The sequence below is a fragment of the Delftia sp. PE138 genome (assembly GCF_018320755.1).
GTDB classification, from domain to species: domain Bacteria; phylum Pseudomonadota; class Gammaproteobacteria; order Burkholderiales; family Burkholderiaceae_C; genus Comamonas; species Comamonas tsuruhatensis.
Genome location: NZ_JABEPN010000001.1, coordinates 1,373,330 through 1,395,897 on the forward strand (window position 1 = coordinate 1,373,330; position 22,568 = coordinate 1,395,897).

A 22,568-nucleotide genomic window follows, 5' to 3' on the forward strand; every position below is an offset into this window, starting at 1 on the left:
AGCATGGGGAACTTGGCCAGACGCCAGGAACACAGGGCCTTACTGCGGCATCAGCCACCACTGGCCTTCGTCCTTGATCCAGATCTCCTTGATGATCAGGGGAACCGGTGTGTCCTTCATCAGCGGAATATGGGTCACAAAGTTCTTGCGAACTTCGCAACGCTCCGGCAAGCACTCGATCGTCACCACCTCGCCGCCCTTGAGCACCGGCACGGCTCCATAGGACAGGCGGTACTTCTCGCGGTCGTTGATGGCACGGTAGCCCGGTGAAGTCAGGGCATAGGCCTTGTCCACATCGCCCGACAGGCGTGCCTTCCAGTAGTCGGCAGAACGCTGGGTCACGGCCGCCTCGGGAGCCTGCGCGCCTCCCATGCTGACGCAACCCGCAAGCACCCCAGCAGCGAACAAAACCGCACAAGCGCCACGCAATCTTACATGTATTGATTGTTTCATCTTACTTTTTTCCGTTGGTTGCATCTCAAGGCCTTGAAGCGTCCAGGTCTCAAGGCTTGGTTGACTGACGCGCGGGAGCGTCTGCAAGTTCCCCCGAAGGGGCAGGCGCTGACGACGAAGGAGACTTCAATAATGGAGTGAGCGCCTGCATGTAGTCGCGCAATCCTTCCGTGACCTCGCGCACGTCCACATCGGTGCGCACCACGCGGGGCGTGATGATGACGATCAGTTCGGTACGTGCGCCAGAGTTGTTAGTGGAACCAAATAGATTTCCGATCACTGGCATGTCGTACAGGTAAGGAATACCGGCTCGTCCAGAACTGGAGTTCTCTTGGATCAACCCCCCCATGACAATGGACTCACCCGACCGCACAGCCAAGCGACTTGCTATTTGACGTTGCAAGAATGAGCGCTGGCCAGTGACCTTGTCCTCTGCTCCCACGTCTGTCACCGACTGATTGACCGTCATGGTGACAAGATTTCCAGCATTGACCGATGGTGTGACCTGAAGGTTGACACCCGTATCTTTGAAAGCATAGTTGCTGATGGGAGTACCCGATGTTCCTACGACCGTAGTACCTGACTGGTAGGGCTGCTGTGTACCCACGGAAATCGCGGCTTGGTGATTGTCAAGTACCATCAGAGTGGGGCTGGCAACCACTTTGACCTGGGTCTTACCTGCCAAGGCTGTGAGAACAGCCTTGATATTTCCCAGGGAATTCTTGAGGGTGTAGTTGAAGCCCTGCCCCAGGAGAACGCTGCCAAGCCCACTATCCGTCATTGACGAAGCGCCAGGCCCAGCATTAGTTCCTCCTGCTTCAAGCACCCCCCCGTTGCCCGAGTATCCCTTGTTGCCCACATCGCCACTAAAAGCCCATTGAAGGCCATACCGCAGCGTATCGTTGAGTGTGACCTCTACTATGCTCGCTTCGATCAGCACCTGTGTCGGCGGCAAATCCAGCTTCTTCAGCGCAGCCTCAATGCGCTCGAACTCAGCAGGAGTTCCCCAGACCAGAACCGAATTATTGAGTTCATCGGCCATGACGCGGATACCGCCCACATTGGCCACCGTGGAGCCCGTGCCCTGCGTCTGTCCCGTGACCCCAGTCTGTCCAAAGCCCGTGCCGCCCATGCGAAGGCCGGTGCCCGTGCTGCTGCCGAACCCACTGCTGCCGAACCCACTGCTGCCGAATCCGCTGCTACCGAAGCCACTGTTGCCAAAGCCACTGTTGCCGAAGCCACTGCTGCCGAAGCCGCTGTTGCCGAAGCTGCTGGTCCCAGTGGTCGAGGTACCCAGGCCCGGCGCGACACCGCTGTTGGTTGAACCCGTACCGGCTCCTCCCCCAAAGATACCGGCAAGCACCCCGGCCAGGTGTTTGGCATTGCCGTTGCGCACATGGTAGATGTTGAGCTGGGGAAGCGCGCCGCCGGTCCCCGGCTGGTCCAGTTTGGCGATCCAGCGCCGCGCCTCCTCCAGGTATGCGGCGCGCGGCGTGATGACCAGAATGCTGTTAAGCCGCTCTATGGGCATGATGCGCAGCGCGCCAAACATCGGGTTGCCTTCGCCCAGCCCCGCCGCCGCGGCCGCGTTGGCAGCCGCGCCCTGTGCAGGCCGGCCCGCCACCGAGCCAATGGCTGGGCCTCCTGCACCGGCAGCTGCGGCCGCCGCCCCACCGCTCATAACCTGCAGTGCCGTGTTCACCTCCTGTATGGACACATACTTGAGCGGGAACACGCCCACCGACATGCCCTCGAGCAGGTTCACGTCAAACGTGCGCACCATCTCCAGCCAGCCCTCGGCCTGGGCACGCGAGCCGTTCATGACCAGCATGTTGCGTACCGTGTCCACACGCACGATGGCATCCCCCGGCACCATGGGCCGCAGGATGGCTGCCATCTCGTTGGCCCCTATGTAGTCCAGCGGAATGATGATGGCGCCATAGCCCGGAGCCAGCGGCGCCGAAGCCGAGGCCTGGCGCACCGGAGCGCCCAGGCTCTTGAGCGCGTCGACTCGACCCACATGGTAGGTACCGCGCGCATCACGGGCCATGGCCAGCCCATTGGCCTGCAGGGCTGCTTCCAGCAGGTACAGCGCCTGGTCCCCGGAGATGTTCTTTTGCGTCTGCAGCGTCACGTTTCCGGCAATGGGGGGATGCAGCACATAGTCCAGCCCCAGAATGTCGCCCATCACGGTACGTACCACCTGGGCCAGGGGCGCATCTTCGAAGCTGAGCTTGACCTGGGCCGTCTTGAGTACTGGCGCCGGCTTGGCATCTCCCAGCAGCTTGCCCGTGCCTTTCAGGATGCGGGGCTCGCTGCCGGCGTCCTTGCCCTCGTCGTCCTTATTGCTGCCATCGTCGCCACTGAAGATATAGCTTTCCTGCGGCCCAGTGGAACTGAAATGGCTGACGAAGTTGCTCCTTGGTTGCTGGGCGCACGCAAGCAGCAGTTGGCACACGGCCAGTGCCAAGGCGGTTTGAAGGGGTCTGTTATGCAATTTCATGGTGTTCGTGACCAGTCTTTCATTTCTCGGCGGGTGATGGCTCAGCGTCCGCCAAAGGAAGGCTCGGGATCGGCCTGAGCAGGTGCTCCTGCACCGCCAGGCGATGGCGCCTGCGAAGGCGGGGCGGGTGGTGCCGAAGCCTGCGCCTGGGCCGCTGCCTCACGCAGGGATGCAGGCACTCGCATGCCGGGCGGGATGGTAGGGCCTTTGTCCATGGAAGCCTTCACCAATTGCAACGTACGTGTCTGCCCGCCGCGTGCCAGTACAGCGCTGCGACCCTGCACGCTTTGCAGCTTCCATCCGGACAGGACCTGGTTGAGCAGCAAGCGCTGCTCCTTGCCATCGAGGGAGAAAATGATCCCCGCCACATCCCCCTCGAAGGTACCCGTCAGGCGCGCCTGTTTCCAGACATCCGGGGGCTCTGGAGGCTTTTTCTCTGGTGGCGGAGGAGGTGGCGGAGGAGGAGGTGGTGGCCTGCGGCTGATGGCGAAAAGGGGCCGCTCCTGCATTTCCAACAGCAATTGCTCATCACGACGAGCGTGGTCAACCACCGGCAACGGTGCGGGTACCAGTGCCTGGATGTCGGCCTTTATGGGCTCGGGAGGTATCCAGACGGTATCTTTAAGTTGCATTTGGGGCGTCAGCCAGGTCCACGCGAGCCCCCCCCCTAACAACACCATGGGCACGGCAAGTCCTGCGGTCCAAAGAATGCGCTGGTTCACGGCTTGCTCCGAAGAATGCTGAAGGTAAATTGCGCACTGATCTTGGGCAGGACCTTGGGATTGTTGTTGACCAGATTGCCCACCAGGTTCAGTTGCAACTCGTCAAGCCACACCGTGGGAGATACTTCAGACAGTGACAATATGGCCAGTTGAATGGCTGGCCAATTGCCTTCGGCTGTCATGGCGACGGTGATTCGCTCATAGGGGCCCAGGCTCTGCCCCTGTTCCTCAGACTCCGACGCAGGGCGCATCTGGCTGCTGACTACTGCCAGGCCCGACTTGTCCAGTACCGCACGCAGCCTCTGCTGCAGTGCATTGCCGGTCTGCGTGCTGTCCTGTTCGGCAGGGTAGATATAGGCGGCTTTTGCTTCGGCGATCTGCTCCAGGCCCTGCTGGATTTCATCGACCTGTTCCTGCAAGCCAACCAGGCGTGCATATCGTGGCTCCATGGTGTCCAGTTGTTCCTGCGCCCAGGTGTGCTTGGCATGGACCCAGGACCCCAACATCACAGGAGGCACAACCAGCAAGGCAGCAATCCCCGCGAGCAGCAGCCATTGGCGAGGCGTCAGTTTGCGTGAGCCCGTCATTGCGGCTCCTTCGTCTTGGCATTGGTACCAGCGACAGTGCCGGTTTCAGTTTTCGATCCGTTCACAGGCTTTGCACCAACTGCGGCATCTGTCCTGCTCCCACTCAAAGATTCAGGCTTAGCCGCCGGCTTTGCATCTGCAGCAGTGACAGCTTCAGTTTTCGTTCCGCTCACAGGCTTTGTACCAACGGCGGCATCCGTTTGACTCCCACTGGAAGATTCAGGCTTGGTTGCCGGCTTTGGCTTTGCGCCTACTGCCTCAGCTTGCACACCCGTGCCGCCTTCCTCCTCCGAACCGTCCGCCGGCTTGTCTTCTTCACGCACGTATTGACCCAAAACCTTGGGGTCGATATCGGCCTCCAGCGCGAAGCTTTCCTTACTGGATCCGGGAACGCGCGTGACGGCCGTTGGCAGGCGCACCTCCAGGAATCCCGGAACCTTGGCCAGCATGGCGGCGGTATTGGACGCGTTGCCGGTGAGGCCCTGGATGGTAAGCTTGCTCCCTCGAAGGACGATGCGCTGCGTGGCGGCATCATCGGGCAAGGCCTCCGTCAAGGCTGCCAGTACGCGCAGATGATCCGGCTGCTGCTGCAGGCGCTCCTGCAGCTTGCCCAGTTCCTGCCCTTCCTCCACCAGAAGCTGGCGCTTGGCCACGGTGTCCTTGGACGCCTCGGCCAGCCTGGAAAACTGCTGGCGGGCGTCCAGCGCACGTTGCTGCAGTTGCAGCGTTGGCGTGACAGCCAACGCCACCGCCAGAAGCAGCACACATCCCAGCCCCACCAGAATCCAGTTACGCCGCCGCACCTCGGCGTGACGCCGTCGCGACTCCCCAAAGTTGGGCAATATGACCGTGGTGGTGCTGGCGGGAGCCCAGACCTCCGGAGTGCTGCCGGCAGGCAGCAGCATGGACTGCTGGCGCAGGACCTGCTCGACCTGGCTGCGCGACGCAATGACTATTTCGATTCGCAGGCGCCCCGGCGGCTGTGGGCCAGGGCTTTCCGCGTAGGCCCACAAGGTGTCCTGTGGCGCAAAAGGCGTCATGGTATGCACATCCAGCTCAATGGCACCGCGCAACGACGCCGGAGCCATGACAGGCAATACAACCACGCGTTGCAGCACTTGTTCGGGGTCCAGCAATACGGCCTTATAAGCTGTTTTTTCCAGCGCCTCCCGGGCCGAATCGATCCACTCGATATGAGTCCCGCGCACCTTGGCCCCCACAGGCCCTGAGGCATTTACCCACACGCCCACCAACGATGTGGGAGCCAGCCTGCGCAACCAAGCCGATTGGGAGAGCTTGCGCAAGGCATCTCCCAGCTCAGCCGAAAGTCCGCGCAAATCCAGCCCGAACAGCTTCGCATCGGATGTCATCAACGCCATAGATCCCCATCCCTGATGAACAAATTCGTTTTCACTTTTGCTGAATCCTTCTTGATCCACATCCGCCAAGGACGCGCCGCAACGCGCGCGCATTCCAGGGTTTCGATGCACCTATATCCGTCCGGCCCACGCCTGGGCCGCTGAAAGCACTGTCCATGGCAGCGCTGTCTTGCCAACGCCGCCGGCGATCTCCACGTCGCGCATCACCATGGCGGCACCCTGGCCTTCAAAAACGACCCTGGCAGTCAATCGATAGCGTGTGCTGGAAATGCCCCCTTGACCCGCGCCAACTCCCTCGAGAAGTTGTCTCAGCGCGGGCGGTGCAGCCTTGGCGTTGACTCCCACCCGGCCGTCAACATCCGCCACCACAAAAGGCTTGATCTGCGCATAGATGCCGTAGCTCACGCCGGGCACCTGCAAAAGATCTTCAGGGGCTTCCCAGGCGACCCCTCCTCCAAAGGCTGCGCTGCGCGCTGCCTGCCGCGCCTCCATCAAGGCTTGCGCGAGCGCCTCACCCGAGCCTATACCCAGGCGGGAGAAGACTGCGGCCATCAGCACGGGAGATGCTGCGTTGATGTCCACCAATCCGCTCCATGGCACGATTTCGACCTCTATTATCTGATGCGCCCCAGGCAAGCTCACGACCTGGTATTGCGCAAAATCGGCGGGGTTGATCGCCATTCTCTGTAAAACTTGGTAGATAGCAGCTTCGCCCATGGCTCGCCCCAGGGCCATGTCGCGTGTCACCCCCCCCACCTTGGCCTCCTCGCGCACCACCCCGCCCAAGCTGGATGCAAAAATGGCGAGCGCCGCCACGATCCAGAGGACCAAGACCAACGCCATCCCCCGGGCTTGCGGATGCTTGCGCATCTGAGGATCCTGCACCACTAACGCCCCCCGCCAAATGTCGGTCCACCACCGCCCACACTCGGGTTCGTTGCAGAAGGCGTCAGAAAGGAAACCACCATTAGAGGCCAAGCGCCCGTAGAGGTCTGCAACTGAATCTGCACTGCCGAGGGCAGCTCCTTTTCGTCCTCCCACAGGGGAGTCCACCTGGATGCGCCCAATTTGGCGTTTTGGTAGTTCAATGAAAAGGCCGAGACGGCACGTTCGACTACGTAGGACTGGCTCTGGCCCCAATCAGGCTCCATGTTCGCACCCCTCCAGGCCGTGAATCGCAGCACCAACGCATCCCCCTCAAGGGCCAGCTGGAAATGTGTTCGCCCCCCCAGCCCGAACCGGGCAGGCATGATCCCCAGCCATTGCATGCCGTTGGGTCCCGCCTGAAAGAAGAATGGGCTCTGTCCCTGCATGCGCTGCCCACCCCGGCGCCGCTCCGCAGAGACCTGACCTAGCACCGTACGCAAAAAACCGATGGACACACGCTGGTGGTCCATGCGGTCCAGTCGCGCATCGACACGCTCCTGCGTCTGCGAGACTGTGGACATGGCCGACGCCAGCCCCAGCATGAGCAGGGACAGGAGCACCATGACCACCAGCAACTCCACCAGGGTGAAGCCACGTTGCCCGGAGGACGACAAGCCACGCAGCTTCATCGAGTCACCTCACCTGGCTGCAAGGGCCGCTGGGGGCGCAGGGTCTCGAAGACCCAGTTGCGATCTTCTGTCGAAATAATGATGCGCAAGGCATGCAACTGCACGGCGGTCTCCGGCAGACCGCCCACTGCGAAAGGGGCCGATGTCACCTGCCAGGCATAGATGCCATCCTGCCCCGAAGCCTGGGTGCCACCAGGATCGACCATGGGGAAGGCGTCCATCAGCGAATCGGCCAGCAGGGCCACGCCCTGGTTCTGTTCCAGCTTGGCGACGCCCCGCGCGGAACCACCCACCGCCCGATAGATGAGCGCCAGAGAGATCGCCATGATGGACAGCGCCACCAGCAACTCCAGCAAGGTCATGCCCCGCACCCGGGTGCGGGCTCCAGCGCGCCGACGCACTACAGGGCCTCTTTGGTGACTTGGCCGGACAGCCAGTCCACACGCAGACGCACGCCGCTGCCGCTTTGCGCGCGGGCGAGCGAAATGCTGCCGCCCGTGGCACCGCCCTCGGGCAGGAAGACGATGGTCTGGCTGCCGTCAGGCAGGGCCATGCCGGCTGCCGTGGTCAGTTGCACCGTCAGGCTGTCGGGCAGCTTGGCCGTGGCCTGGCCGGCGATGCCGTACTGCCGACTATTCGTATTGACCGCAAATGCCACGGGCATGCCCTGCAACGTGGCCTGCTGGCGCGCCTTGCGCAGCAGGGCCGTCACGTCCTGCACCGTCTGCCTATAGTCCACGGCATCGCGCAGCTTGCCCATGGCAGGCGGCACGATGCCGATGATCGCGGCAAGGATACCGAAGACCACCAGCAACTCGATCAGCGTGAAACCATGGGCGCGCTTCAAGACATATTCCCGGCACGGAGGCAGCGTTGCACTGAGGCGTCAGACCAGCAACTTACTTGGTGTTGCGGATATCGGAAGCTTCACCTTCTCCGCCGGGTGTGCCATCGGAGCCCAGCGAGAGGATCTCGAGGTCACCATTGGCAGCCGGATAGGTGTAGCGGTAAGGATTGTTCCAGGGATCATTCGGCACGCCACCCTTCAGGTAAGGGCCTGCCCAGCCGGCGACGCCAGCGGGCTGCTTGACCAGCGCGTCCAGGCCCTGCTGCGAGGTGGGATAGCGGCCCACGTCGAGCTTGTACAGCTCCAGCGCCTTTTCGATGTCGGCAATCTGCACGCCGGCCGTCTTGGTCTTGGCTCCGCCTAACTGGTTCAGCACCTTGGGGCCGACCAGGCCGGCCAGCAGGGTCAGGATGGCCAGCACGACCAGCAGTTCGATCAGCGTGAAGCCACGCTTGCGGGCGCGGGAGGACAGTTGCTTTTGCATGCGCATCATCTTCTACATACCTTTCAGACAATTCAGATTCATCAGACGGCCAGATCGTTGACGGACAGGATTCCGAGCAGGATCGACACGATGATGGAGGCGATAAGGATACCGAGGACCAGGATCAGCGCCGGCTCCAGCATGGTCAGGAGGCGTTTGATCGCGTTTTCGACCTCGCGGTTCAATATGTTGGACAGCTCCAGCATCATGTCGCCCAGGCGGCCGGTTTCCTCGCCCACCCGCACCAGATTCAGGGCCAGGGGCTCGAATTCTCCGGTTTTCTGGGCAGCATGGGCCATGCGATGGCCTTCCTTGACCATGGGACCCATTTTTTCCAGGCGCTCGCGGATGGCGACGTTGGAGACCGTGTCGCTGGCAATGCGCAGTGCTGTCAGCAACGTGACGCCGTTGCCCAGCAGCGTGCCCAGCGATCGGCTGAACAAGGTGAGCTGGTACTTGCGCACCACGCCCCCCAGGCCCGGCAGGCCCAGCAGCCACGATTGCCAGGTCTGGCGGCCCTTGGGGCTCTTGGCCCAGCGGGAAAAGGCCCAGCCCAGCGCGCCCAGCACGATGAACACCGCCCAGCCGTAGCTGCGAAACGCATGGCCCAGCCCCATCACGAACTGCGTGGGAAGGGGCAGCGCGTCGCCCATGTCGTTGAAGAGCTGCTCGAACTGCGGGACCACGAAGCCCAGCATGGCCACCAGGGACAGCACGGCCACGCCCAGCAGGATGGCCGGATAGATGGTGGCCGAGACCACGCTGTCGCGCAGGGCACGCTGGCGCGCCATGTGTTCCACCAGCCGGTTGAGCACGCCCGACATCTGGCCGCTGGCCTCGCCCGAGCGCACCATGTTGATATAGAAGTCGCCGAACAGGTCATGGTGCTTGCCCAGCGCCTGGCTCAGCGGCATGCCGGCCTTGACGCTGTCGAGCACGGACTGGAGCATGGCCTGCATCTGCACCTTGTGGCTCATCTCCACCAGGACCTTGAGCGCATTGTCCAGCGACAGGCCGGCACGCATCATGATGGCCAGTTCGGTGGTCATGCCCTGGATGTCGTCGGCCTTGATGCGGCCTTTCTTGAGCGCACGCGCCGCCAGCGGCACATTGCCCAGGCTTGCGGCTTCCTCGACCTTGATGGGCGACAGGCGGCTCTTGCGCAGGTGCACCACCACCTCGGCCACGGCCGCAGCGGAAAAAGTGCCCTTGACCATCTGACCGCGGCTGTCCACGGCCTCCCAGCTGTAATCAGGCATCGCTCTGGTCCTGGGTCACGCGCAGCACTTCGTCCAGCGTGGTGACGCCCGAAGCCACCTTGCGCAGGCCGTCATCATAGAGGCTCAGCATGCCGCTCTTGGCGGCCATGGCATGCAGGGCGTTGGCATCCTGGCCTTCGATGATGGCGCGGCGCAGCGGCTCGTCGATGACCATGAGTTCGTGGATGCCGGTACGTCCCTTGTAGCCCGTGCCGCGGCAGTGCTCGCAGCCGACGGCGCGGTAGATGGGCGAGCCCTCGCGCAGAAAGCGCTTGAGGCCGCTGCCCTCGATGGCGGCCGTCGGCAGTGTGTCGGGCTGCTTGCAGCGCGAGCACAGCGTGCGCACCAGCCGCTGGGCCAGCACGCCGTTGACCGAGGAGGTGATCAGGTAGCTCTCCACCCCCATGTCGCGCATGCGGGTGACTGCGCCTGCGGCGGTGTTGGTGTGCAGCGTGGACAGCACCAGGTGACCTGTCAGGGCGGACTGCACGGCGATCTGCGCGGTTTCTCCGTCACGCATTTCGCCGATCATGATGATGTCCGGGTCCTGGCGCAGGATGGAGCGCAGGGCGTTGGCGAAGGTCAGGTCGATCTGGGGATGGACCTGGATCTGGTTGATGCCGTCGAGCTGGTATTCGACCGGGTCCTCGACGGTGATGATCTTGTTGGAAACCGCGTCGATCTTGGACAGGGCTGCATACAGCGTGGTGGTCTTGCCAGAGCCCGTGGGGCCCGTGACCAGCACAATGCCGTGCGGCTTGGCCAGCAGCGTGTTGAATTTCTCGAGCGTGTCCGCCTCGAAGCCCATGCTTTCCAGGCGCAGCCTCACGCTGGCGCGGTCCAGCACCCGCATGACGATGCTCTCGCCATGCACCGTGGGCGCGGTGGAGACGCGCAGGTCCAGTTCGCGGCCCTTGGCGCGGGTCTTGATGCGGCCGTCCTGCGGCAGGCGGCGCTCGGCAATGTCCAGATGGGCCAGCAGCTTAACGCGCGAGCCGACGGCGGCGCTCAGGCGCGGCGGCACGAGTTCGGCCGCGTGGATCACGCCGTCCATGCGGTAGCGCACCTGCAGGCCGGCTTCAAAGGGCTCGAGGTGGATGTCGGAGGCGTGCAGCTCGATGGCGCGGGAAATGATGCCTGTGACCAGGCGGATGACAGGCGCCTCGCTGGCCAGGTCCTTCAGATGTTCGACGAAGTCGCCACCCGTGGCGTCCGATTCCCAGTCCTGGCCTTCTTCCCCTTCGGGTTCCTGGCCTGCTTCGGACAGTGCCTTGCGGATGTCGGCCTCCAGCGCCAGCACGGGCTTGATCTGCAGCCCCGTGGCCAGGCGCAGCGCCTTGGTGATGAAGGGGTCCTGCGGCACGGACATGGCCACTTCGAGCACGCCGTCCTGCAGCGAAATCGGGCAGACGCACTGCGCATCCAGAAAACTGGCCAGCAGGCCAGGCACGTCGGGCAGCAGGTCGGGAAACTCTTCCGCACGCAGCCAGCGCATCTGCAGCTGCTCGGCCAGCGCCTGGGCCACGTCGGTTTCCGCCACCACACCCAGCTGTACCAGCACCTGGCCCAGGTAGCCGCCCAACTCCTGCTGCGCCTGCAGGGCGTTTTGCAGATCGCGCTCGTTCAGCTTGCCGGCGGAAAGGAGGCGTTCGCCCAGCCGCCCCTTGATCGGGGCTTCGACAGCGGCAATCGGTTCCATGAGGTGATTGGTGGAAGACATTGCCGCGGATTATCCACTGTCGCCGCATCCCCCGCCAAAGGCATAGCATGCGACACCCAGGGGCGCCGCCTTCCCGTCATCAACTGTTACGCGCGCAATCGTGCGGCGCGATGCTGCGCTGCACGATGAAAAGTGGCCTCAGGCGGTTTCAGGCGTTGTCAGGTGGTTCAAGGCGGCTTCAAGCCGCCTTCACCGCCTCCGCGGGCAGGCCGCTGGCATCGCCCCAACGGCGCTGGGCCATGACCAGCAGCCCCTCGAAGATGAGGTTGTCCACCAGTTCGAAAGGCCGCGTCATGCTGGGCACCATCTTCCAGCCGGCGCCGCCGGCCATGACGCAGGCAGGCTCCATGCTGCAGTGCATGTAGAGATGCTGGTACATGCGCTCCACGGCACCGGCGATGGCGTAGGTGCCGCCGCTGGTCAGGGCGTCGCTGGTGTTGGTGGGAAATGGCGTGACCGCGCCCGTGGGCACATGCAGGCCGGCCGTGCCGCTTTCCAGGGCGCGCAGCATGATGCCGTGGCCCGGAAGAATCAGCCCGCCCATGAAGTGGCCATGCTGGTCCAGCGCGTCCACGGTGACGGCCGTGCCGACCATGACCACGATCAGGGGCCGCTCGGGGCCGCGCTGCAGGATGTGCTGGCGCGCACCGATCATGGCCACCCAGCGGTCCGCACCCAGGCGCGACGGAAAATCGTAGCCATTGGTGACGCCGGCCTCGGCTGCGCTGGGCACGGCCCACTGCGGCTCGAAATCCCAGCCCAGCATCATGTCGATCTGGTCGTGCACGCGCCGTCGCGCCGTGTCGCCAGCCACCACGCAGCCCAGCATGCGCGTGGGCGTGGGCAGGTCGCTCCACGGCCCTTCGGCCAGGTGCTCGATGTGCTCAAGGAACTCGGCGCCGTGCGCCAGCAGGGCAGCGCCAGGCCGATGCGCGTCGTACATCGCCCATTTCAAGCGGGTGTTGCCGATGTCTATGGCCAAAAAAGTCATGGGCGGGATTATCGGAGTTTTCCGGAGGATAGCGTCAGCCATGGACGACAACTGAGTGAGGACGTGAACGCAAGAATGGCGCAAATGTCAAAAATCCGGGAGCGCTCCTGCCCGGCAGCGCGCGCTGCCACTGTTAGGCGTTACATTGGCCTTTCCGTTTTTCCACCCACCAACAGGAGTCACCCATGGGACTTTTCAGTTTCATCAAGGAAGCCGGCGAAAAGCTGTTCGGCGGCAGCGCCGCACAGGCAGCCGAGCCTGCGCAAGACCTGAATGCCAAGGCGGCCAAGGCCATCGAGACCTATATCGGCACGCAGAACCTGGGCGTCAGTGACGTGAAGGTGCAGTTCGACGGCTCGCAGGGCAAGGTCACGGTGCTGGGCACGGCACCTACCCAGGCGGCCAAGGAAAAGGTGACGCTGTGCTGCGGCAACGTCTCCAGCGTGCAGTCCGTGGACAACCAGATGACGGTGACCAACCCCGAGCCCGAAGCCCAGTACCACGACGTGGTGCGCGGCGACACGCTGTCGGCCATTGCAAAGAAGTTCTATGGCGATGCCAACAAGTACCCGGTGATCTTCGAGGCCAACAAGCCCATGCTGAGCCACCCCGACAAGATCTACCCCGGCCAGAAGCTGCGCATTCCGGCAATCTAAGCCCCCCTGAGCGGCGTCGCCGCTTCCCCCTGAGGGGGACGACACCCTCGCGGCGGGGCGGCCCTTGCTCGGTGTCTCTGACCTGGCTCATGCCAGTTCTGGATGCCGCGAATTAGACCTACCCCGCTCCGAGAAAGGCCGCAATAGCGGCCTTTCTCAATGAAAGATTCAGTATTTACCGCTCAACAGCGCACCGAACCCCGGAACGGCTGTCGGCAAGCCCAGGCGCTTGAGCATCATGAACGTCGTGGCCACCGAGGAAGACAGTACCGGCAGGCCCACGCGGTCCTCGATGGGCTGCACCGAGGCCAGCGAGGGCATCTGCACGCAGGCCGAGGCGATGACCGCGTCGGCATTGGCCGTGTTCAGGCGCCGCGTGATCTCGATGGGTGCGCGCGCATCCTGGGCGCCCACCTGCAGGTTGTCGGCAATCTCCAGCGAGATGCTGTCCACCACTTCGATGCCTTCGTTCTCTATGTAGTCGATGACCAGCTGCGTCAGCGGCTTCATGTAGGGCGCCAGCAGCGCCACCTTCTTCGCGCCGATGGCGTGCAGGCCATCGACCAGGGCGCCGGCGCTGGTGACCACAGGCGCGGGGCCGCCGTTGTCCACGGTGCGCTGGTGCAGGCGCGTCTCGGAGACACGGTGGTAGCCGCGCCCCATGCTCATGATGGCCACCAGGCAGGCATAGCCGAGCACATCGACACGCGCATCCGACAGTTCCAGCGCGCAGCGGTCGCTGTCGCCGTCCATGGCAGCCAGCTCCTCCTTGGTCACATGCTTCATGCGCATGCGGCTGGAGTGAAAGGTGAAACGCTCGGGCGCCAGGGCCTCGCGGGCCCGCAGGATGGCGGGGATCTCGGTCTCCATCGTGGTGTTGGAGCTGGGCACGATCTGCCCGATACGGAAATGGTTTTTGGCTGTCATGTCAATCCATCGTGATGTGGTTGGCCTTGATGACCTTGCCCCAGTGGTCCGTCTCGCGCTGGACCAGGGCGGCCAGCGCCTGCGGGCCGAGGAATCGCGGCTCCACGCCCTGCAGGGCCGCGCGCTTTTGCACGTCAGGCGACTCCAGGGAGGTCTTGAGCGCGTCCGACAGCCTGGCGATGGCGTCGGGCGGCGTGCCCGCAGGCGCGAACAGGCCGACCCAGGCCTCCAGCTCGAAGCCCGGCAGGCCCGCTTCTGCGGTGGTGGGCACATCGGGCAGCATGGGATGGCGCGTCTTGCTGGTCACGGCCAGGGCCCTGAGCTTGCCCGTCTGCACATGGCCCAGCACCGAAGGCGGCGTGGTGATGAACATCTGCACCTGGCCGCCCAGCACGTCCTGGATGGCCGGGCCGGACCCCTTGTAGGGCACATGCGTGATCTGGGTCTGGGTCACCTGGGCGAACACGGCCGTGCCCACATGGGACAGCGAGCCATTGCCCTGCGACGCATAGTTGACCTTGCCCGGGTTCTTGCGCAGGTAGGCAATGAATTCCTGCAGACTGTTCGCCGGCACCGAAGGATGGACGGCGATCACATTGGTGGCGGCCACGATCAGTCCCACGGGCACCAGCTCGGACTGGGCCCAGGGCAGCTTGGGAAACAGCGCCGGATTGCCCACGTGGTAGGCCGAATACGAAGCCAGCAGCGTGTAGCCGTCCTTGGGTGCCCTGGCCACCATCTGGTAGGCAATGTTGCCGCTGGCCCCGCCCCGGTTGTCCACCACGACCGACTGCCCCAGCAGGCGCGACATCGGATCGGACGCCAGGCGTGCCGCCGTGTCCACCACGCCGCCGGGCGGATTGGGGACCACGAGGGTGATGGACTTGGCTGGAAAGGCCTGGGCCTGGACGGTTCCTGCGCCCAGCAGGGCGGCCGCTGCCAGGCCGGCGGCCTGCAGCACAATGCGTCGATTCATGCTTGTCTCCATGTTCTCTTTGTACCGGCGCATTCTTGCGGGCCTGCTCGCGGTCGAACAGCCGTATCTCGTTGATCCATCCTTCGTCTCTGGTGGAGGATGCGAATGATCAACCTGCACCGATTCGATCTGCTGACGCTGCGCCTGTATGTGGCCGTGGTCGATGCCGGCAGCCTGACGGCGGGCTCGCGCACGCTGGGGCTGTCACTGGCAGCCGCCAGCAAGCGCGTGGCCGAGCTGGAGCAGCACTGCGGCGTGACCCTGCTGGTGCGCAGCAAGCGCGGCGTCACGCCCACGCCCGCCGGCCAGAGCATGTACCACCATGCCGTGGACGTGGTGGCCCGGCTGGAACATCTGGCCCTGGCCATGGACGACTTTCGCAGCGGCGCCACGGGCCAGTTGCGCCTGTGGGCCAACAACTCGGCGTTCGCAGGCTTTCTGCCCCGGCTGCTGGCCGACTTCATGGCGGCCCACCCGGGTGTCTCGGTGGACCTGGAAGACGCGCTGAGCGAGGAGTCCGTGCGCGCCGTGCTCAGCGGCGTGGCCGAGCTGGCCATCATCGGGGAGAACACGCCCCTGGAAGGGCTGAGCACCCAGGTCTGCGATGTGGACGAGCTGGTGCTGGTCATGCCGCGCGGCCATGCGCTGGACACGGACGACGACTCCCCCGTGCCCCTGGCCACCGTGCTGGACCACGACTTCGTGAGCCTGGCCCGCTCCACCTCGCTGATGCGGCGCATTGCGGCCGAGGCCGAATCCATCAACCGGCCGGTGCGGATCCGCATCCAGGTGCGCAGCTTCGATGCCATGTGCCACATGGTCTCGGTGGGCCTGGGCCTGGCCATCCTGCCGCGCGCGGCCACCGCGCCGCACCTGGCCGCGCGGGCACTGCGGCTGCGCCCGCTGGGGGCGCTCAACACCCGGCGCCGGCTGCTGCTGGCCATGCGCTCGCAGGCCACGCTGTCAGGACCGGCCCAGGCCCTGGTGGACATGGTGGCCGCCCGGGCGGCGGCGCTGGGGTTCGCGCAGCCGCAGCGCTGAGCGACGCCAGGTCGGCGCCGGCTTACTGGCGCCAGGGCAGGCCGCGCAGGCGCCAGCCGCCGACATGGCCGCGCTGGCCGTTGGCGTCCACATCGCCCTCGAAGCCTTCGAGGATGTTGTAGGCCTCGATGCCCAGTTGCGCTGCGCGCTGGGCAGCGGCCACCGAGCGCACGCCGCTGCGGCACAGCAGGACCACCTTGCCGCCCTCAGGCACGGCGGCGCGCAGCTGGCTGTCGAAATCGGGGTTCATGGCCATGGACGGCCACTGCTTCCAGGCCACGGCCACGGCGCCGGGTACGCGGCCCACCCACTCGCGCTCGGCATCGGTGCGCACGTCCACCAGCGCGGCTTCGCCGGATTGCAGCCATTGCCAAGCAAGTTCGGGAGGAATGTCGCCGGCATAGCCCTGTGCGGGCTGGACGGTCAGGGGAATGGCTGCGGGAACGGGAGCGTTTGCGGACATGGATGGGCTTTCTTGATAGGACGCGGTTGTGTGCCCGGCAAGAATAACCGTCCAGCCCGACCGGCGCCGCCTCGCCGGTGCCCGAGTCGCCTATTCCCAGGGCGGCAGCAGCCTGTCGCGCAGCACCTGGCGCTGCGCCTCCCAGCCCGGCATCACGCTGGCCACCGTGGCCCAGAAGCGCGGGCTGTGGTCCATGTGGCGCAGGTGGGACAGCTCGTGCACGACTACGTAGTCGATGACCTCGGGCGTGTGCTGCATGAGCCGCCAGTTCAGGCGGATGGCCCCTGCGGTGTTGGCGCTGCCCCAGCGCGTGCGCGCGCTGGTCAGGCGCAGGCTGGTCCATTGCACGCCCAGCAGCGGCGCATGGCGCTGCAGGCTGGCCGTGAACCAGGAGCGGGCCTCGCGCAGCATCCAGGCCTGCACGCAGGCACGCACCTCGGCAGCCGATGCGTCTGGCGCCAGGGGCAGATGCAGGGACTGGCTGCCGTCGGCCGCCTGTTCGCGGTGGACCTGGCGGGTGCGCAGCGGCTGGGCTTCGCCACCGGTGAGAAGCAGTGCCAGGGGACGCCCCAGATAGTCGATCTCGCCGCCGTGCTCCCACCGGATGCGTGCCGACTCCTGGGCCCGCTGGCGCTGCCCGGCCTCCTGGAGCTTGCGCAGTATCCAGCCCGACTTCGCATCCAGTGCCTGCCCGATGGCCGTCATGCTCACCCATGCGGGCGCGCTGACCACCAGCCCCTGCGCGCCGATGGTGAAGCCTATGGTGCGCCGGCGCGACCGCTGCAACCGAAAGTGCAGCACCTGCCCCTGGAGAACCGCCTGCTGGTTGGCTTGCGGATGAACGAAGGAACTGTGCACGGAGCCGGTGGGCGGGGTGGGTGCAGGTGCAGGTGCAGGTGCAGGCAAAGCCTGCGGCGCTTCGGGTTGAGCGGATCGCTCACGGCGCGGCCTCAACCCGCCGTCCTGTCTTTCCACGGCGGGCGGCACCAACCAGTCCCAGGAACGCTGTGCCGTGTCCGCCATGCCGATTCCTGCCTCAGGCGCGGTAGGCCTCGGGGTCGAGGCGCTGCATCTCGGATTCGATCCAGTTTTCGACTTCCACCATCAGCTCCTCGTGCTTGCGGCCCACGGAAGGGATGGGCTTGCCGATGGAGACATCGACCACGCCCGGGGTCTTGATGAAGGCCTTGCGCGGCCAGCACTTGGCCGAGGTGACGGCAATGGGCACCACGGGCACGCCGGTCATGATGGCCAGGCGCGTGGCGCCGGTCTTGTACTCGCCGCGTTCGCCGCGCGGGATGCGCGTGCCTTCGGGAAACATGATCACCCAGGTGCCCTGGCCCAGCAGGCGCTTGCCCTGCTCGACCACCTTGTGGAATGCGCGCGAGCCGTGCTTGCGGTCGATATGGATCATGTCCATGCTGCCGATGGACCAGCCGAAGAAGGGCACCATGAGCAGTTCCTTCTTGAACACATAGGCCAGCGGGCGCGGCATGATCGCCGGCATGAGGAAGGTCTCGTAGGTGGACTGGTGCTTGACCAGCAGTACCACGCCCTGCTTGGGATCGGTGGGCAGGTTCTCCATGCCCTGCACGCGGTGGCGCACGCCCATGATCACGCGGGCGCTGTCCACCGACAGCTTGAGCCAGGCGCGCGCCACGGCATAGACGCGGCGCGGCCCGCCGCCCAGCCAGCGCGTGAGCAGCACGGCCAGGGTGTAGGGGATCACGGTGATGCCCATCCAGAGCATGTGGAGGGTGGAGCGGATCAGGGACATGGCGGCAGTGTGGTGCAGAAAGCGGCGCAGGGGCCGGGCGGCAGGCCCGGGCCTTGCGCCCTCAGGAATCGGAGTTCACAAAGATAGCATTGTGCGCAGGACGGCAGGCCGGCGGCGCATGGGCAAAGCGCCATTCGGACGTTCAGGCGTTCAGGGAGCGGGTGCGGCATCTGCCGGAACCAGCGCATCGGCCAGCGCGGCCAGGCTGGCATGGCGCTGGGTGCCGGGCGGCAGTCCAGGCGGCAGCGCCCCGTCCAGAGACACTCCGGCGCTGGCGCCCGTGCAGACCAGGTGCAGGCGCGCGCCCATGGCGGCGCCGGCCTGCAGGTGGGCCACGCAGGAGCCGACCACCCACAGCTGATGCCCCTCGACGCCGAAGCGCTCGGCAATCTGCTCGAACAGCGCCGTGCCGGGCTTGCGGCAATGGCATTCCTCGTCCGGGGCATGGGGGCAGTAGAAAACCGCATCGACGCGCGCGCCTGCCGCCGCCATTTCGCGATGCATGCGCGCGTGCACGGCATTGAGCTCGGTCACGTCGAACAGGCCCCGGCCCAGGCCTGGCTGGTTGGTGGCGACCACCACATGCCAGCCCGCCCGGTTCAGGCGCGCCACGGCTTCCAGCGCACCGCGCTGGGCCTTCCAGGCCTCGGCCGAGCCGATGAACCCCTCTTCACCGATCTGGTTGAGGGTTCCGTCACGGTCCAGGATCGCAATTTTCATGGTCGGGTCCCAAGAATGTCAGAACTCAATTGCGCGCGTCCCAAGACGAGGGACACCGAGGAAGGGCCTAGGCCGGCCGCGCCGCCCCGCACCGAGGGTGCCGTCCCCCTCCCTTGCGAAGCAAGTAGAGAGGCGCCGTGCCACGGGGGGAAGGCGCGAAGCGCCTCAGGGGGTGCTCCATTCACGCCAGTCGCGAAAGGTCCGCCACGCGGTTCATGGCTTCGTGCAACGTGGCCAGCAGGCCCAGGCGGTTGGCCTTGAGCGCCGGGTCTTCGGCGTTGACCATCACATGCTCGAAGAAGGCATCGACCGGGGCGCGCAGCGCGGCCAGAGTCTGCAGGCTGGCCGTGTAGTCGCCGGCAGCAAACTGCTGCTGCGCCTTGGGCGCCACCGATTGCAGGGCTGCGTACAGGTCCTTCTCTGCCACCTCGGCCAGCACGGCCGCGTCGACCTGGGCCTGCACGGCCTGGTCGGCCTTCTTGAGGATGTTGCCCACGCGCTTGTTGGCGGCGGCCAGGGCCGGTGCCTCGGGCAGCTCGCCGAAGGCGCGCACGGCTTCCAGGCGCTTTTGCACGTCGGACAGGCGCTGCGGGCGCAGGGCCAGCACGGAGTCCACTTCCTGGGCCGAGAAGCCCTGCTCGCGCAGGTTGCCGGCCAGGCGGTCGTAGATGAAGTCGGCCAGCTGGGGCGTGGCGTCCTCGATCTTGTCGCCGAAGGCGGGCAGCACGCTGACCAGCAGGGTTTCCAGATCCAGCGCCAGGTCCTTCTCGACCAGCATGCGGATCACGCCCAGGGCGTGGCGGCGCAGCGCGAAGGGGTCGCGGTCGCCCGTGGGCAGGTTACCGATGCCGAACATGCCGACCAGGGTTTCCAGCTTGTCGGCCAGGGCCACGACCACGCCGGCGTTGCCGCGCGGCAGTTCGTCGCCCGCAAAGCGGGGCTTGTAGTGGTCCTCGATGGCATCGGCCACGGCCACGTCCAGGCCATCGTTGAGCGCGTAGTAGCGGCCCATGGTGCCCTGCAGTTCGGGAAACTCGCCCACCATGTCGGTCACGAGGTCGGTCTTGGCCAGTTGCGCGGCCAGGTCGGCCTGCTGGGCCAGGCCCGTGTCGCCCAGCTGGCGGGCAATGCTCTTGGCGATGGAGCGCACGCGCTCCACGCGCTCGCCCTGGGTGCCGAGCTTGTTGTGGTAGACCACCTTGCCCAGCCCGTCCACGCGCGAGGCCAGGGTCTTCTTGCGGTCCTGGTCGAAGAAGAACTTGGCGTCGGCCAGGCGCGGACGCACCACGCGTTCGTTGCCGCCGATGACGGCGCTGGCATCCTGGGGGCTGATGTTGCTGACCACCAGGAACTGGTGGGTCAGCCGGCCGGCGGCGTCCAGCAGCGGGAAGTACTTCTGGTTGGCCTTCATGGTGAGGATCAGGCATTCCTGCGGCACGTCGAGGAATTCCTTCTCGAACTCGCAGACCAGCACATTGGGGCGCTCGACCAGGGCCGTGACTTCGTCCAGCAGGGCCTCGTCCTCGATGGGACGGACACCGCCGCCCACGCGCTCGGCAGCGGCCTGCAGCTGGCGCGCGATCTCGGCACGGCGCTCGGCGAAGCTGGCGATGACGGCGCCTTCCTCGCGCAGCTGCGCGGCGTAGTCATCGGCGGAGCGGATGACCACGGGATCGACCGCCGCCTCGAAGCGGTGGCCATGCGTGGCCGTGCCGGCCGTCAGGCCCAGGGCCTTGACGCCGATCAGCACCTCGGTGCCGTGCAGCACCACCAGGCCGTGGGCCGGGCGCACGAAATGGACGCTGCTCCAGCCGTCGGCCAGCTGGTAGCGCATGACCTTGGGGATGGGCAGCCTGGCAATGGCTTCGTCCAGCGCCTTTTGCACGCCGTCGGCCAGCATCACGCCGCGCACGGTGGAGGCGTGGAACAGGGCTTCGGCCTTGCCTTCGCCCTGGCGGGTCAGGCTGGCAACGGCTTCTTCGCCGGCGCCCAGGGCGGCCAGCTTCTTGATCAGTGCGGGCGTGGGCTTGCCGTCGGCGTCCAGGCCCACGGAGACGGGCATGAGCTTTTGCGACACGGCCTTGTCCTCGGCCTGGGGCAGCACTTCGGTGATGTGGGCGGCCAGGCGGCGCGGCGAGGCATAGGCCGTCAGGCGCGCTTCGCTCGATGCCAGCAGGCCCTGGGCCTTGAGCTGCTCGAACAGCACGCCGGCAAAGGCGTCGCCCAGCTTTTGCAGCGCCTTCGGGGGCAGCTCTTCGACAAACAGTTCAACAAGAAGATTCGATGCGTTCATGGTCTAGTGTTCTCTCGGTGCAGCGGTGTCCGCCTCAGGCGGCCTTCTTGCCCTGTTGTTCGGCGGCCTTGGCCAGCTCGGCCAGCACTTCGTCGGCATGGGCCTTGGGCGCCATGGGGAAGCCCAGGCGCGCACGGCTGTCCATATAGGCCTTGGCCACGGCGCGGGCCAGGTTGCGGATGCGGCCGATGTAGGCGGCACGCTCCGTCACGCTGATGGCGCCGCGCGCATCGAGCAGGTTGAAGGTGTGGGCGGCCTTGAGCACCTGCTCGTAGGCCGGCAGCGCCAGCTGTTCGCCGATCAGGTGGTTGGCCTGCTTTTCGTGGGCGCTGAAGGCGGTGAACAGGAAATCGGCGTCCGAGTGCTCGAAGTTGTAGGTGGACTGCTCCACCTCGTTCTGGTGGTAGACGTCGCCGTAGCTCAGGCCGTCGGTCCAGGTCAGGTTGTAGACGTTGTCCACGCCCTGCAGGTACATGGCCAGGCGCTCCAGGCCATAGGTGATCTCGCCGGTGGCGGGCTTGCAGTCGATGCCGCCGACCTGCTGGAAGTAGGTGAACTGGGTCACCTCCATGCCGTTGAGCCAGACTTCCCAGCCCAGGCCCCAGGCGCCCAGCGTGGGGTTTTCCCAGTCGTCCTCGACAAAGCGGATGTCGTTCTTCTTGAGATCGAAGCCCAGGGCCTCGAGCGAGCCCAGGTACAGCTCCAGGATATTGTCGGGCGCGGGCTTGAGCACGACCTGGAACTGGTAGTAGTGCTGCAGGCGGTTGGGGTTGTCGCCGTAGCGGCCGTCCTTGGGGCGGCGGCTGGGCTGCACGTAGGCGGCCTTCCAGGGCTCGGGGCCCAGGGCGCGCAGGAAGGTGGCGGTATGCGAGGTGCCCGCGCCCACTTCCATGTCATAGGGCTGGAGCAGCGCGCAGCCCTGGTCGGCCCAGTAGGACTGCAGCTTGAGGATGATTTGTTGGAAAGTGAGCATGACTTGTTTCAGGCGTCGCACGCAGGCCGGGGCCGCGCCGGTGAATGAGAGGCGGCTCGCGCCGCGCAAACGACGATTTTAAGGCGCCGCCCGGCCCTGCGCCGTGGCGCGGGCCTGCGGCCCCACGGCAGACGCTCCACAGGGCGATCTGCATCAAAAAACGGAGCAGGCGACACATGCCGGCAAAGGCCGTGGCGCGCGAAGACCCGAAAGCCCGCCTTGCACGACGCATCCGGATCAT

23 protein-coding genes are annotated in these 22,568 nt (G+C 65.5%); 2 read left to right on the forward strand and 21 right to left on the reverse strand.

Annotation, left to right across the window (positions count from 1 at the left end):
- Positions 1–39 precede the first annotated feature (39 nt).
- The 13 genes from HFGMBDPB_RS06155 to HFGMBDPB_RS06215 all read right to left on the reverse strand — a co-directional run bounded on the left by HFGMBDPB_RS06155 (position 40) and on the right by HFGMBDPB_RS06215 (position 12,501).
- Positions 40–342 (reverse strand): hypothetical protein, encoded by a 303-nt coding sequence (locus tag HFGMBDPB_RS06155; protein ID WP_160852912.1) that lies wholly within the window; start codon positions 340–342, stop codon positions 40–42.
- Between the two features lie 160 nt (positions 343–502).
- The gene (gene gspD / locus HFGMBDPB_RS06160; RefSeq protein WP_160852910.1) at positions 503–2,956 is read right to left on the reverse strand and encodes a type II secretion system secretin GspD; all 2,454 of its coding nucleotides are present in this window, start codon (positions 2,954–2,956) and stop codon (positions 503–505) included.
- Between the two features lie 41 nt (positions 2,957–2,997).
- Entirely contained in the window at positions 2,998–3,678 is a 681-nt protein-coding gene (locus tag HFGMBDPB_RS06165; protein ID WP_160852908.1) for a hypothetical protein, read from the reverse strand.
- Positions 3,675–4,265, reverse strand: a complete 591-nt coding sequence (gspM, locus tag HFGMBDPB_RS06170; RefSeq protein WP_160852906.1) for a type II secretion system protein GspM — start codon at positions 4,263–4,265, stop codon at positions 3,675–3,677. Before gspM ends, HFGMBDPB_RS06165 begins: the two co-directional genes overlap by 4 nt.
- Positions 4,262–5,704 carry a PilN domain-containing protein gene (locus tag HFGMBDPB_RS06175; protein ID WP_337193897.1) on the reverse strand — a complete coding sequence of 481 codons (1,443 nt, stop codon included), beginning with the start codon at positions 5,702–5,704 and terminating at the stop codon, positions 4,262–4,264. The genes gspM and HFGMBDPB_RS06175 overlap by 4 nt, the downstream gene beginning before the upstream one ends.
- Before the next feature lie 51 nt (positions 5,705–5,755).
- Positions 5,756–6,514, reverse strand: coding sequence for a helix-hairpin-helix domain-containing protein (locus tag HFGMBDPB_RS06180; RefSeq protein ID WP_160852902.1), 759 nt, complete (start codon positions 6,512–6,514; stop codon positions 5,756–5,758).
- 17 nt (positions 6,515–6,531) lie between these two features.
- Positions 6,532–7,200 carry a prepilin-type N-terminal cleavage/methylation domain-containing protein gene (locus tag HFGMBDPB_RS06185; RefSeq protein WP_212645072.1) on the reverse strand — a complete coding sequence of 223 codons (669 nt, stop codon included), beginning with the start codon at positions 7,198–7,200 and terminating at the stop codon, positions 6,532–6,534.
- On the reverse strand, positions 7,197–7,601 hold the full coding sequence (locus HFGMBDPB_RS06190) for a type II secretion system protein (RefSeq protein ID WP_349305359.1): 405 nt from the start codon (positions 7,599–7,601) through the stop codon (positions 7,197–7,199). Before HFGMBDPB_RS06190 ends, HFGMBDPB_RS06185 begins: the two co-directional genes overlap by 4 nt.
- Positions 7,601–8,047: a GspH/FimT family pseudopilin gene (locus HFGMBDPB_RS06195; RefSeq protein ID WP_046240069.1), complete on the reverse strand. Its 447-nt coding sequence runs from the start codon at positions 8,045–8,047 to the stop codon at positions 7,601–7,603. The genes HFGMBDPB_RS06190 and HFGMBDPB_RS06195 overlap by 1 nt, the downstream gene beginning before the upstream one ends.
- 52 nt (positions 8,048–8,099) lie before the next feature.
- Entirely contained in the window at positions 8,100–8,540 is a 441-nt protein-coding gene (gene gspG / locus HFGMBDPB_RS06200; RefSeq protein ID WP_017405949.1) for a type II secretion system major pseudopilin GspG, read from the reverse strand.
- Between the two features lie 32 nt (positions 8,541–8,572).
- Entirely contained in the window at positions 8,573–9,790 is a 1,218-nt protein-coding gene (locus tag HFGMBDPB_RS06205; protein WP_016446466.1) for a type II secretion system F family protein, read from the reverse strand.
- Positions 9,783–11,489 (reverse strand): type II secretion system ATPase GspE, encoded by a 1,707-nt coding sequence (gspE, locus tag HFGMBDPB_RS06210; RefSeq protein ID WP_016446467.1) that lies wholly within the window; start codon positions 11,487–11,489, stop codon positions 9,783–9,785. Before gspE ends, HFGMBDPB_RS06205 begins: the two co-directional genes overlap by 8 nt.
- Positions 11,490–11,688: 199 nt before the next feature.
- Positions 11,689–12,501: a type III pantothenate kinase gene (locus HFGMBDPB_RS06215; RefSeq protein WP_016446468.1), complete on the reverse strand. Its 813-nt coding sequence runs from the start codon at positions 12,499–12,501 to the stop codon at positions 11,689–11,691.
- 185 nt (positions 12,502–12,686) lie between these two features.
- Between HFGMBDPB_RS06215 and lysM the strand changes: the two genes are divergently transcribed.
- Complete coding sequence (lysM, locus tag HFGMBDPB_RS06220; protein ID WP_016446469.1) at positions 12,687–13,157, forward strand: peptidoglycan-binding protein LysM; 471 nt, start codon at positions 12,687–12,689, stop codon at positions 13,155–13,157.
- 168 nt (positions 13,158–13,325) lie between these two features.
- Here the strand turns inward: lysM and HFGMBDPB_RS06225 are convergent, their stop codons facing one another.
- Both HFGMBDPB_RS06225 and HFGMBDPB_RS06230 read right to left on the reverse strand, forming a co-directional pair.
- Positions 13,326–14,084: a maleate cis-trans isomerase family protein gene (locus tag HFGMBDPB_RS06225; protein ID WP_016451831.1), complete on the reverse strand. Its 759-nt coding sequence runs from the start codon at positions 14,082–14,084 to the stop codon at positions 13,326–13,328.
- Position 14,085: 1 nt separating this feature from the next.
- The gene (locus tag HFGMBDPB_RS06230; protein ID WP_016446471.1) at positions 14,086–15,060 is read right to left on the reverse strand and encodes a Bug family tripartite tricarboxylate transporter substrate binding protein; all 975 of its coding nucleotides are present in this window, start codon (positions 15,058–15,060) and stop codon (positions 14,086–14,088) included.
- Between the two features lie 105 nt (positions 15,061–15,165).
- On the opposite strand from HFGMBDPB_RS06230, the gene HFGMBDPB_RS06235 reads away from it, so the two are divergent.
- Entirely contained in the window at positions 15,166–16,101 is a 936-nt protein-coding gene (locus HFGMBDPB_RS06235; RefSeq protein WP_012203224.1) for a LysR family transcriptional regulator, read from the forward strand.
- A gap of 22 nt (positions 16,102–16,123) precedes the next feature.
- Here the strand turns inward: HFGMBDPB_RS06235 and HFGMBDPB_RS06240 are convergent, their stop codons facing one another.
- The 6 genes from HFGMBDPB_RS06240 to glyQ all read right to left on the reverse strand — a co-directional run bounded on the left by HFGMBDPB_RS06240 (position 16,124) and on the right by glyQ (position 22,327).
- Positions 16,124–16,564: a rhodanese-like domain-containing protein gene (locus tag HFGMBDPB_RS06240; RefSeq protein ID WP_017405953.1), complete on the reverse strand. Its 441-nt coding sequence runs from the start codon at positions 16,562–16,564 to the stop codon at positions 16,124–16,126.
- A gap of 90 nt (positions 16,565–16,654) precedes the next feature.
- A complete protein-coding gene (locus HFGMBDPB_RS06245; RefSeq protein WP_212645074.1) occupies positions 16,655–17,587 on the reverse strand; it encodes a M48 family metallopeptidase in 933 nt (310 codons plus the stop codon).
- 13 nt (positions 17,588–17,600) lie between these two features.
- Positions 17,601–18,341 carry a lysophospholipid acyltransferase family protein gene (locus HFGMBDPB_RS06250; protein ID WP_160852894.1) on the reverse strand — a complete coding sequence of 247 codons (741 nt, stop codon included), beginning with the start codon at positions 18,339–18,341 and terminating at the stop codon, positions 17,601–17,603.
- 150 nt (positions 18,342–18,491) lie between these two features.
- The gene (locus HFGMBDPB_RS06255) at positions 18,492–19,061 is read right to left on the reverse strand and encodes a D-glycero-alpha-D-manno-heptose-1,7-bisphosphate 7-phosphatase (RefSeq protein WP_013804243.1); all 570 of its coding nucleotides are present in this window, start codon (positions 19,059–19,061) and stop codon (positions 18,492–18,494) included.
- Between the two features lie 181 nt (positions 19,062–19,242).
- On the reverse strand, positions 19,243–21,354 hold the full coding sequence (gene glyS / locus HFGMBDPB_RS06260; protein WP_047473163.1) for a glycine--tRNA ligase subunit beta: 2,112 nt from the start codon (positions 21,352–21,354) through the stop codon (positions 19,243–19,245).
- A 34-nt stretch (positions 21,355–21,388) separates the two neighbouring features.
- Entirely contained in the window at positions 21,389–22,327 is a 939-nt protein-coding gene (gene glyQ, locus HFGMBDPB_RS06265; RefSeq protein WP_016446477.1) for a glycine--tRNA ligase subunit alpha, read from the reverse strand.
- Positions 22,328–22,568 lie beyond the last annotated feature (241 nt).